11 protein-coding genes are annotated in these 10,746 nt (G+C 61.7%); 1 reads left to right on the forward strand and 10 read right to left on the reverse strand.

The genetic code is table 11. The features are described from left to right. Nucleotides 1–35: 35 nt before the first annotated feature. The 8 genes from KUO17_RS09770 to ppsA all read right to left on the reverse strand — a co-directional run bounded on the left by KUO17_RS09770 (nucleotide 36) and on the right by ppsA (nucleotide 8,118). The gene (locus KUO17_RS09770) at nucleotides 36–1,070 is read right to left on the reverse strand and encodes an OmpA family protein (protein WP_217975333.1); all 1,035 of its coding nucleotides are present in this window, start codon (nucleotides 1,068–1,070) and stop codon (nucleotides 36–38) included. Between the two features lie 109 nt (nucleotides 1,071–1,179). After that, a complete protein-coding gene (gene sigX, locus KUO17_RS09775; RefSeq protein ID WP_425274844.1) occupies nucleotides 1,180–1,746 on the reverse strand; it encodes an RNA polymerase sigma factor SigX in 567 nt (188 codons plus the stop codon). Nucleotides 1,747–1,858: 112 nt separating this feature from the next. Next, the gene (locus KUO17_RS09780; protein ID WP_163941687.1) at nucleotides 1,859–2,683 is read right to left on the reverse strand and encodes a mechanosensitive ion channel family protein; all 825 of its coding nucleotides are present in this window, start codon (nucleotides 2,681–2,683) and stop codon (nucleotides 1,859–1,861) included. A 2-nt stretch (nucleotides 2,684–2,685) separates the two neighbouring features. Further along, nucleotides 2,686–2,934, reverse strand: coding sequence for a hypothetical protein (locus KUO17_RS09785; RefSeq protein ID WP_043864610.1), 249 nt, complete (start codon nucleotides 2,932–2,934; stop codon nucleotides 2,686–2,688). Nucleotides 2,935–3,034: 100 nt separating this feature from the next. Beyond that, nucleotides 3,035–4,030: a zinc transporter ZntB gene (locus KUO17_RS09790; protein WP_217975337.1), complete on the reverse strand. Its 996-nt coding sequence runs from the start codon at nucleotides 4,028–4,030 to the stop codon at nucleotides 3,035–3,037. Nucleotides 4,031–4,057: 27 nt separating this feature from the next. Continuing rightward, entirely contained in the window at nucleotides 4,058–4,546 is a 489-nt protein-coding gene (rraA, locus tag KUO17_RS09795; RefSeq protein ID WP_217975339.1) for a ribonuclease E activity regulator RraA, read from the reverse strand. Between the two features lie 92 nt (nucleotides 4,547–4,638). After that, nucleotides 4,639–5,634 (reverse strand): alpha/beta fold hydrolase, encoded by a 996-nt coding sequence (locus KUO17_RS09800; RefSeq protein WP_217975341.1) that lies wholly within the window; start codon nucleotides 5,632–5,634, stop codon nucleotides 4,639–4,641. Nucleotides 5,635–5,742: 108 nt separating this feature from the next. Beyond that, nucleotides 5,743–8,118: a phosphoenolpyruvate synthase gene (gene ppsA, locus KUO17_RS09805; RefSeq protein ID WP_217975343.1), complete on the reverse strand. Its 2,376-nt coding sequence runs from the start codon at nucleotides 8,116–8,118 to the stop codon at nucleotides 5,743–5,745. Between the two features lie 177 nt (nucleotides 8,119–8,295). Here ppsA and ppsR point away from each other — a divergent pair, with 177 nt between their 5' ends. Next, entirely contained in the window at nucleotides 8,296–9,114 is an 819-nt protein-coding gene (gene ppsR / locus KUO17_RS09810) for a posphoenolpyruvate synthetase regulatory kinase/phosphorylase PpsR (RefSeq protein WP_217975345.1), read from the forward strand. Here ppsR and KUO17_RS09815 read toward each other — a convergent pair. Continuing rightward, on the reverse strand, nucleotides 9,107–10,213 hold the full coding sequence (locus tag KUO17_RS09815; protein ID WP_217975347.1) for a metal-dependent hydrolase: 1,107 nt from the start codon (nucleotides 10,211–10,213) through the stop codon (nucleotides 9,107–9,109). The genes ppsR and KUO17_RS09815 overlap by 8 nt on opposite strands. Nucleotides 10,214–10,264: 51 nt before the next feature. Then, nucleotides 10,265–10,690, reverse strand: a complete 426-nt coding sequence (locus KUO17_RS09820) for a DUF350 domain-containing protein (RefSeq protein WP_217975348.1) — start codon at nucleotides 10,688–10,690, stop codon at nucleotides 10,265–10,267. Nucleotides 10,691–10,746: the final 56 nt, after the last annotated feature.

Here is a 10,746-nt window from a genome sequence, read left to right on the forward strand (position 1 = left end):
GGCCTAAGCCGGGCTTTTTTCAAGCGTCAGACCAATTACTTGGCTTGAGCTTCTACTTGAGCTTCAACGCGACGGTTGACAGCACGACCAGCTTCGGTGGCGTTGTCAGCAACCGGACGGGTCTCACCGTAGCCAACCGATTCAACACGGTTGGACTCAACACCGTACTGGTTGGTCAGAACTTGCTTCACGGCGCTGGCGCGACGCTCGGACAGCTTCTGGTTGTAAGCGTCAGGACCGACGGAGTCAGTGTGACCTTCAACAGTGGTGGTGGTGGATGGGTACTGCTTCATGAAGTCAGCCAGGTTCTTGATATCACCGTAGCTGTTTGGCTTGACGACCGACTTGTCGAAGTCGAACTTGACGTCCAGCTCAACACGTACGACTTCGGCAACTGCCGGGCAGCCATCAGCGTCAACGGTAACGTTGGCTGGGGTGTCAGGGCATTTGTCGACGTTGTCGCACACGCCGTCGTTGTCGCTGTCGGAGCACACTTCAGCGACTGGCGCTGGTGCTGCTTCAACTGGCTTGGAGCCACCGCCGAAGTTCAGACCGATACCGACGCTTGGCGCCCACTCGGTGTCGCCTTGGTCGATGTTGTACTGGGCTTCAACGCCAGCACGGGCGTAGAAGTTCTCGGTGAAGTACAGTTTTGCACCGCCGCCCAGGTTGGCGAAGGTGGAACCGTTACGGCCGCCACGACCGGTCTGGCCGATGCTTTGGTCAGAGAAACCAGCGGAAACGTACGGGCGCAGCATGTCGCCTGGGTTGTTGAAGTGGTACAGAGCGTCCAGGGCGGTGTTCGAGCCCTTGATGTTCTTGCCGTCGTTACCACGGACGTTGTGAACTTCGTCGTAGCCCAGACGCAGTTCGACGTCGTCGGTCAGGAAGTAACCAATCGAACCACCGAACAGGTTGCCGTCGTTTTTGAAGTCGCGCTGGCTGTCATAGTATTCTTTCTTCATGAAGCCTTCGACTTCGACCGCGCCTTGGCCTTGTGCCAATGCGCCGAACGAAGCTGCGGCAACCAAAGAACCAATGGCCAAGCCCAAGGTGTTTTTCAATTTCATCCGTTAAATCCCCATCTGGTGATTGTTAAGTAGTCCCACCAAACCCGGGGGACAACTCGCCGACAAGTTTAGCAGACCTTGTCGGTACGTTAGAGATATTTGCGGTTCACTAAGTTTCGGTGAGACCCGCAAATTTCTCGCGTAGCTTGTCGAGCGCACGCTTGTAGCGCATTTTCGTGGCGCTCAGGCCCATGTGCATGATGTCGGCGATTTCCTGAAATTCCAGCTCTGCGACAAATCGTAGCACCAGGATCTCGCGGTCAATCGGGTTCACATGCACAAGCCATTTATCCAGCCCGCCTTTCTCTTGCGGCTTGGGCGACTTCTCTTCAGAGGCCTCTTCAAGCGGGTCGAGACTTAGCGCATCCATCAATCGACGTTTGCGCCGCTCCTTGCGGTACTGCGTGATGCATTCGTTGTAGGTGATGCTGTAGAGCCAGGTCTTGAATTTCGATTTGCCCTCGAAGTTCTTCAGGCCATACAACACCTTCAGCATCACCTCCTGACAGACATCGTCAGCATCCCGATCGTTCCCCAAATAACGTGCGCACACGTTAAAAAGGGTCCGTTGGTAGCGCCGCATGAGCTCCTCATAGGCGCGAGTAACATGAAAAAGCTCCTCATGCGAACGCGCCACCAACTCCTCATCTGTGAGCTCGCGGGGGTCGTAACGCATGGGCAGCGAGTGAACTTTATTCAAAACAAATCTGGCCGACAGTCAGGTCATTGTCGCCGCTCGCCCTGCCTGGGCATTTTTGCGGCGGCATACATTAGCAGGATTTGCCCGGTTAGCGGCTATTGACACGCTGTTCCAGGAGAATCCGGTTCGACAGCGAGACCAGTTCACCCTCGTCGGTGAGCAGCGTGGTCTTGACGGTACCGATCTCTTCGATCTGCCCTTCGACCTCGCCAATCTGCACCTGCTGGCCGACCTGATAGAGTTCGCGCACGTAGATTCCGGCCAGGATCTGCCCGGCAATTTCGCGGCTGCCCAGGCCCATTGCCAGGGCAACGGCCAGACCAACGGTAATCAAACCGATCACGATCACGTGGTTGAGCAGGTCGGTCTTGACCTCCAACTGGCTGATCGCCACCGAGATGCTGATGATGATCACCAGGCCCTGCGCGATACGCCCGACGCCTGCGGCATATTCAAGCCCGATGCCCTCTGCAGCGCCGCGCACCAGCCCATTGACGATCTGCGCCAGCAGCACGCCAGCCAGCAGCACCAGCGCACCACCAAACACCTTGGGCAGGTACAGCGCGAGCATGTCCAGGGTCGCCGAGACGCGCTCCAGGCCCAGCGACTCGGCCGCCGACACCAGGAAGATCAGCAGCACGAACCAGTACACGATCTTGCCGATCAGGGTCGAGATCGGCACCTGAATGCCGACCCGGCTCAGCAGCTTGGTCAAGCCGGTACCGCCCATCAGACGATCCAGCCCGAGTTTTGCCAGCAGCTTGGACAACAGTGTATCGAGCAGTTTGGCGACCACAAAGCCGAGCAACACCACCACCAGCGCACCGAACAGGTTGGGGATGAAGTTGGCGACTTTGGTCCACAAGGCGGTCATGGCCGCCACCAGGCTCTGGGTCCAGAGATCAAGTTCCATAATCAATCAGCCTTATCAGCTTTGCGCGCAGACGCGTTACGACGCACCGGCGCAACATGCGCCGAGCCATTGTTCACGGCGATCATCAGCGCCTGGCTCCAACGGCCAAGCAAGCTGAACAGATCGCCCGCGCCAACCTGACGGTTGGCGGTCTTGAGGACCCGGCCCAGGCAGGCATCGTCGTCCCGGTCTTTACCGGACGGCGAAGCCTTGAGCAGGTCCCGCAGGGATTCTTCAAACGGATCGTGCATGGGCACCTCGCGCAATGTCTGTAAAAGACGAGACGCTCGTAGGGCGGGTCACATGAACACTGTCCGCAAATGTTGTAGGAAATTTCACACGCAGCATCCCTCAGGCCCAGCGCAGGCGGCGAAACAGCCACCACTGCCCCAGCGCAAGGGTCAGTACCAGCAAGCTGGCGTAGAGGAACCCATACGGGTTGTCCGCCCCCGGGATACCACCGACGTTGATGCCCAGCAACCCGGTAAGGAAGCTCATGGGCAGGAAGATGCAGGTGATGATGCCGAAGCGGTACATGGTCTTGTTCATGCGCTCGCTCAAGCGCCGATCCTCGCTTTCCAGCACCAGCGCCACGCGCTCGCGGGTCAGCTCCAGCTCTTCGAGGTAGCGGGTCAGGCTGTTGTGCAGCTCGTTCCAGTAGTCGGCATCGTCTGCGGCGAACCACGACCATTTGTTGCGCGCCAGCTGGGCGTAGATTTCCCGCTGCGGCGCCAGAAAACGGCGCAGGCCCGCTGCCCGGCGGCGCATCTGCTGCAGGCTGCCATGCTCCGGAGTGTACCGTTCGTCGGATTCGAGCTTTTCTTCCTCGTCATCCACCACTTCGGACAGGTCCGAGACCAGCGCCTGAACCTTTTCGGTCAGCAACTGGGCCAGGGTCAGCAACAGTTCGGAGGCGGTTTTCGGGCCGCGGCCTTCGTCCAGTTGCTGCAGCAGTTCGTCAGTAGCGCGCAGCGGACGCAGGCGCAGCGAGATCACACGTTGCGCCTGGGCGAAGATACGCACCGAGACCATGTCCTCAGGCTCTGCACCAGGGTTCAGGTTGACCCCACGCAGGAACAGCAGCATTTGCGCATCCGGCAGCGGCAACAGGCGCGGCCGGGTGTTCTCCTCCAGCAGCAGGTCGCAGGCGAACTCGTTCAGGCCGCTGTCCTGACGCAGCCAGGTACGGGTTTGCGGGTGACTGCGATCCCAGTGCAGCCACAGGCTCTGCTCCGGCTGCAGCACCAGATCGTCCAGTTCAGTTCGAGCAATCGACTGCGCACCGCCCTTGCCATCGAGCACCAGGGCATGCACCAGGCCCCACTGCGCGTTTTCTTCCTCGAACATCCCTACCCCACGCACCGTTATCAGAAATTACTCAGGCATTTTCAGCGGGCTTGGCGAAACGATGACGCCGTTGTTGTCGGCATACACGTACTCGCCCGGCCTGAAGGTCACACCGGCAAAGGTCACCACCACGTTGAGGTCGCCGATGCCGCGCTTGTCGGTCTTCATCGGGTGGCTGGCCAGGGCCTGCACCCCGACGTCAGTCTGCGCCAGCACGTCGACATCCCGCACGCAGCCATAGATCACCAGGCCTTCCCAGCCGTTCTTGGCGGCCTTTTCGGCGATCATGTCGCCCAGCAGCGCCCGACGCAATGAGCCGCCGCCATCGACCACCAGCACCTTGCCTTTGCCGTTCAGCTCGGCCTGCGCCTTGACCAGCGAGTTGTCCTCGAAGCACTTGATGGTCACGATCTGGCCACCGAATGAATCGCGGCCACCGAAATTGCTGAACATCGGCTCCAGCACCTGCACCTGCTCGGGGTAGGCGTCACACAGATCGGGCGTTAGGTAATGCATGGGAAACTCCTGTCGATGACCATCTGAATGGAAAAGCGGATTTCACACGTTCACTTCAAAGACGATGCCCGCCCGTTCGGCTTTAGCCAAGGCTACACGCCGACAGCCTGCGGGTCACCTGCTGGCGCTGCGGGCTCCAGCATCGCCAGCGGGTCGCTCAACCAGCGCTCCACCAACGGCCAGACCTGCGCCTGCGCCTGTTTGCTCACCAGCATATCGACATGCCCGAAATTGTCGAAGCCTTCCTCGCGACCCAGGCGTACAAATCGCTTGTGCGCACTGCCCACCTGTTCGAACAGCTTGCGACAGGCCCACACCGGGTCCTGATGATCGCCCGCCCCGGCCACGGCCAGCACCGGCACCTGCACCTCGGCAAGTCCTGCCCACCAGTCACGCTGCTTGTCGCCAAAGCGGCCGAACAGCCCGAACCAGCGCATGCTCTCCAGCGCCAGACCAATCGGCTCGTCCTCGGGGCCGCGCTTGAGGCGCGAACCGGAAATATGCGCGAAACGCTTGAGCAACAGGCGCCCGCTCCATTCAACCGGTGGAATTTTCAACGGCCAGTAGGTCCGGCTGACCTGCGTGCCGAAAAATGCTGCGCTGGCCACCTGCTCCTGCGCCAGGTAAGCGCCACCCAGGGCCGCCGCCAGTGTCGTGCCGCCCAGCGAGTGGCCGAGCCAGTGCGGCGCACGGCCGCTGACTTCGCACACGAATGCGGCAATCGCCGGCAGGTCGTAACGGGCGTAGTCAGCCACACGGTTGTGGCGGTAGTCGCGGTTGCGCGGCGACAGCCCGTGCCCGCGCATTTCCGGTATCCATACGTCGAAGCCGGCCCGCGCCAGGCTTGCGCCCAGGCCCACGCCCCGGGGCGAAAACCAGAAGCGCCGGTTGGAAAAGCTGCCATGCAACAGGATCACCGGGGCACCGCGCACCTCGCTCTGATCGGCCATGCCCAGCCGGGTCAGCGCCAGCTCCACGGTACGGTCGGGGCTGTTGCCGGCCTTGAGCCGGTAGACATCTTCACTGAGGTCGCCGCGCCGCTCCGCACTGAGCAGGGCAACGGGAAAAAGAGTACTGCTGCTTTGCATAGTCTACTTGCACAAAAAAGGGCGAGCCCATCACTGGATCACGCCCTGAAAAGACCGTGGAAATGGCCGCGCGACGCCTCCTGGCTGCGGCCACTCCCCTCTAACGCATCAGGCCGGGGCCTGGCCTTCAGCCAGGAAGAACCAGGTTTCCAGCACCGAGTCGGGGTTCAGCGAGACGCTCTCGATACCCTGCTCCATCAGCCACTTGGCAAGGTCCGGGTGATCGGACGGGCCCTGGCCACAGATACCGATGTACTTGCCGGCCTTGTTGCAGGCCTGGATGGCGTTGGCCAGCAGCTTCTTGACCGCAGGGTTCCGCTCGTCGAACAGGTGCGCGATGATCCCCGAGTCGCGGTCCAGGCCCAGGGTCAGCTGGGTCAGGTCGTTGGAGCCGATGGAGAAACCATCGAAGTACTCGAGGAATTCGTCGGCGAGGATCGCGTTGGACGGCAGTTCGCACATCATGATCACGCGCAGGCCATTGACGCCGCGGCCCAGGCCGTTTTCGGCGAGCAGGTCGACCACCTGGCTGGCTTCGCCCAGGGTGCGTACGAACGGCACCATGATCTCGACGTTGGTCAGGCCCATTTCATCGCGTACACGCTTGAGTGCACGGCACTCGAGCTCGAAACAGTCACGGAACGATTCGCTGATGTAGCGCGACGCACCACGGAAGCCCAGCATCGGGTTTTCTTCTTCCGGCTCGTAGAGCTTGCCGCCGATCAGGTTGGCGTACTCGTTGGACTTGAAGTCCGACAGGCGCACGATGACCTTCTTCGGCCAGAACGCTGCGGCCAGGGTGCTGATGCCTTCGACCAGTTTCTCGACGTAGAAGCCGACCGGGTCGCTGTAGCCGGCAATGCGCTTGTCGACGCTGTCCTTGAGTTCGGCGGGCAGACCGGCGTAGTTGAGCAGCGCCTTGGGGTGCACGCCGATCATGCGGTTGATGATGAACTCCAGGCGCGCCAGGCCGACACCGGCGTTGGGCAACTGGGCAAAATCGAACGCACGGTCGGGGTTGCCGACGTTCATCATGATCTTGAACGGCAGGTCGGGCATGGCATCGACCGAGTTCTGGCGGATGTCGAAACCCAGTTCGCCTTCGAAGATAAAGCCGGTGTCGCCTTCGGCGCAGGACACCGTCACACCCTGGCCATCCTTTAGCAACTGGGTGGCGTTGCCGCAACCGACCACGGCCGGGATACCCAGCTCGCGCGCGATGATCGCGGCGTGGCAGGTGCGCCCGCCACGGTTGGTGACGATGGCGCTGGCGCGCTTCATCACCGGCTCCCAGTCCGGGTCGGTCATGTCCGACACCAGCACGTCGCCGGGCTGGACCTTGTCCATCTCCGAGACGTCCTTGATGATGCGGACCTTGCCGGCACCGATGCGCTGGCCGATGGCACGACCTTCCACCAGCACGGTGCCGGTTTCCTTGAGCAGGTAGCGCTCCATCACGTTGGCCTGGGCGCGGCTCTTCACGGTTTCGGGGCGGGCCTGCACGATGTACAGCTTGCCGTCGTCACCGTCCTTGGCCCACTCGATGTCCATCGGGCACTTGTAGTGCTGCTCGATGATCATCGCCTGCTTGGCCAGCTCGCTGACTTCGGCGTCGCTCAGGCAGAACCGCGTGCGATCGGCCTTGTCGACATCGACGGTCTTGACCGAACGGCCGGCCTTGGCCTCGTCGCCGTAGATCATCTTGATGGCCTTGCTGCCCAGGTTGCGGCGCAGGATGGCCGGGCGACCGGCTTGCAGCGTGCCCTTGTGGACGTAGAATTCGTCGGGGTTGACCGCACCCTGCACCACGGTTTCGCCCAGGCCGTAGGCGCCGGTGATGAACACCACGTCACGGAAGCCCGACTCGGTGTCGAGGGTGAACATCACGCCGGCGGTACCGGTTTCGGAGCGCACCATGCGCTGCACACCGGCAGACAGGGCGACCAGCTTGTGGTCGAAGCCCTGGTGCACGCGGTAGGAAATGGCGCGGTCGTTGAACAGCGAGGCGAATACCTCTTTCGCGGCGCGGATCACGTTGTCCACGCCACGGATGTTCAGGAAGGTTTCCTGCTGGCCGGCGAACGAGGCGTCGGGCAGGTCTTCGGCGGTGGCCGAGGAACGCACGGCAACGGCCATGTTCGGGTTGCCCTGGGACATCTCGGCGAAGGCGGTACGGATTTCGGCGTTCAAGCGCTCGGGGAACTCGGCATCCATGATCCATTGGCGGATCTGTGCGCCGGTGCGGGCCAGGGCGTTGACGTCATCGACGTCCAGCGCGTCGAGCGCAGCATGGATCTGGGCGTTCAGGCCACTCTGCTCGAGAAAGTCACGGTACGCCTGAGCCGTAGTGGCAAAGCCGCCGGGTACCGATACACCGGCACCCGCGAGGTTACTGATCATCTCTCCGAGGGATGCGTTCTTGCCCCCCACATGCTCCACATCATGGACGCCGAGCTTATCGAGGGAAACTACGTACTCTACCAAGGTGATCTCTCCACTAACTGTGTTGGAAAAGCTCATGACGCCGGCGGGTTCACGGTGACCGTACCGGGCGTGTGTGGCCTGGACCTGGAAAATAAGTGAGAATGCCGATCAGGGATGTTCGGCAAACCGAACGTATCATATCCAAGAATCGTCACCAGCTTAAGGCCCAAGGCGCAAATGAAACGATCTGCTTTCTTTATTTCCGACGGCACCGGCATCACGGCCGAGACGCTGGGACAAAGCCTGTTAGCGCAATTCGAAAACATCGGGTTCAACAAGTTCACGCGTCCGTACATCGACAGCGTGGACAAAGCGCGCACCATGGTACAGCAAATCAATGCCGCGGCAGAACGTGACGGGGTGCGGCCGATCATCTTCGACACCATCGTCAACCAGGACATCCGCGAGATCCTGGCCACCTCCAACGGCTTCATGATCGACATCTTCTCGACCTTCCTGGCGCCGCTGGAGCAGGAGCTGACCGCGCACTCCTCGTACTCGGTGGGCAAGTCGCATTCGATTGGCGGCAACTCCAACTACATGGAGCGCATCGAGGCGGTGAACTTCGCGCTGGACAACGATGACGGCGCCCGCACCCATTACTACGACAAGGCGGACCTGATCCTGGTGGGGGTTTCGCGCTGTGGCAAGACCCCGACGTGCCTGTACATGGCCATGCAGTTCGGCATTCGCGCGGCCAACTACCCGCTGACCGAGGACGACATGGAGCGCCTGCAGTTGCCACAGGCGCTGAAGAACCATCAGCACAAGCTGTTCGGTCTGACCATCGACCCGGACCGCCTGACTGCCATTCGCCACGAGCGCAAGCCCAACAGCCGCTACGCCAGCTTCGCCCAGTGCGAATTCGAGGTACGCGAGGTGGAGAACCTGTTCCGGCGCGAGAACATCCCCCACATCAATTCCACACATTTTTCGGTGGAGGAGATTTCCGCCAAGATCCTGGTGGAGAAAGGTGTGGAGCGGCGCTTCAAATAACGCACGAGGACGCCTTCGCCAGCGAAGACGGGCCTGCTTCGTGCAGATAATGCTCGGTCCAGTCCGCCAGCGGCAATGCCGGCTGCTGCTGGAAAATGCGCCTGAAGATGCGTTTCAGATCATCGGAATTGCTCATTGAACCCACGCCGGCACCGGGCCACGCCCTCGGCGTGACCGGCCTCCAGCGCCCCTCGACACAGGCCGCCATGATGAAACGGAAGGTGTAGTTGCCAGCAATCCCCATGCGCAGGTCGCTCACCACCAGTTCGTCACCGATACGGTCGTAGCGCAACCAGTCATCGCTGAACCAGCGCAACCGCTCATGCAGCGCCACGCCCTGCAACACTGCAGCAAGCTCCAGGCCGCGCGATTGGCGCTGCCACTCGGGCGGGGCGCGATCAAACAGGCTGCTGGCGCCTTCGTAATAGTCGCCCTGCGGCGTCTTGGCGATCACCCGCCAGAGCAGCGAGTTGAACGCCATCGGGATCGCGCGCAGTTGCCCGACCTGGATGCCCTGCCCGTCCAGCTCGGCCTTGAAGCGCTGTTCGGCCACTTCTCGCCCGACCAGACCGACCCCCAGGTAGGCACTGCTGAACAGCAACGCAACGGTCAACACGACCACACTGCGGCCGGTGATGCCTGTAACGCCCGCGTAGAGCACGCCAAGCAGCAGAGGCAGCGTGTAGACCGGGTCGATGATGAACACCGCCGCCCAGCTTTGCGGGGTGAACTGAAACGGCCAGAACAGTTGCGTGCCATAGACGGTGAACGCATCGAGCAGCGGATGGGTCAACAACACCAGCCAGAAGGCCAGGAACACGCGCCCCGGCGTATACCCGGCGTGCGGCCAGCGTGTGCGCGCCACGCGCAGCACCAGCCAGCTCAGCAGCAGCGCCAGGCCGCTCAGCACGAACAGCGAATGCGAGAAGCCGCGGTGGAAGGTCATCTGCGACACCGGGTCGGCGTAGCGGATCAGCACGTCCATGTCCGGCAAGGTCGCCAGGGCCGCGCCATAGAGCAACGCACGGCGTCCTTGTATACGGCCCAGCACCACCCCCTGGAGGGCGGCGCCAAGTACTGCCTGGGTCAAAGAATCCACTGCATGTGTCTCCTGTGCAGGCGCCAGCGCCCACCTGGGGTATTCAGTCCATCAGGCCGGCGGGGTCATGCAGGCCGAGTTGAGAAAGCCGACGCTGATCGCAACCGACGCCGCATAGATCGCTGCGGCCAATTCGCCGCGGGCGATACGCGCCGACAGGCCCCTGATCACCACACTGCTGAACGTGAAGGCAAGCAGTTGCACCACACCCGCGATCAGCACCCACACCACAAAGTCGAGCACACTGACGCTGTAGGAAATGATGCTGCTGGCGGGCAGGGCAAAGCCGATCAGCGACCCGCCCAGCGCGATGGCCGCCGCCGGGTTGTTCTCGCGGATCAGCTCGAACGCCTTGTGCGGCGTAATGCGCGCGTACAGAAACTGGAACAACGCAAACAGCAGCACAGCGACCACGATGTAGAGGATGAATCCGAATACTGCCGTCGCGTTGAGCGACAGGCGAAGCGCGTCGAGCATGGTGATCCCACCGTTGAATTCAGGGCGATAAAAAGGGCAGGCAGCTTGCTTAGCGT

Origin of the sequence: Pseudomonas aegrilactucae (assembly GCF_019168305.1) — a bacterium.
In the GTDB taxonomy this organism is placed as follows: Bacteria; Pseudomonadota; Gammaproteobacteria; order Pseudomonadales; family Pseudomonadaceae; genus Aquipseudomonas; species Aquipseudomonas aegrilactucae.

Coding starts and splice junctions, on each gene's coding strand:
- KUO17_RS09790 (WP_217975337.1), bottom strand. CDS start 4,030: ATGTTCGAGGAAGAAAACGCGCAGTGGGGCCTGGTGCATGCCCTGGTG.
- rraA (WP_217975339.1), bottom strand. CDS start 4,546: ATGCATTACCTAACGCCCGATCTGTGTGACGCCTACCCCGAGCAGGTG.
- sigX (WP_425274844.1), bottom strand. CDS start 1,746: ATGCGTTACGACCCCCGCGAGCTCACAGATGAGGAGTTGGTGGCGCGT.
- KUO17_RS09785 (WP_043864610.1), bottom strand. CDS start 2,934: ATGCACGATCCGTTTGAAGAATCCCTGCGGGACCTGCTCAAGGCTTCG.
- KUO17_RS09800 (WP_217975341.1), bottom strand. CDS start 5,634: ATGCAAAGCAGCAGTACTCTTTTTCCCGTTGCCCTGCTCAGTGCGGAG.
- KUO17_RS09820 (WP_217975348.1), bottom strand. CDS start 10,690: ATGCTCGACGCGCTTCGCCTGTCGCTCAACGCGACGGCAGTATTCGGA.
- KUO17_RS09780 (WP_163941687.1), bottom strand. CDS start 2,683: ATGGAACTTGATCTCTGGACCCAGAGCCTGGTGGCGGCCATGACCGCC.
- ppsR (WP_217975345.1), top strand. CDS start 8,296: ATGAAACGATCTGCTTTCTTTATTTCCGACGGCACCGGCATCACGGCC.
- KUO17_RS09770 (WP_217975333.1), bottom strand. CDS start 1,070: ATGAAATTGAAAAACACCTTGGGCTTGGCCATTGGTTCTTTGGTTGCC.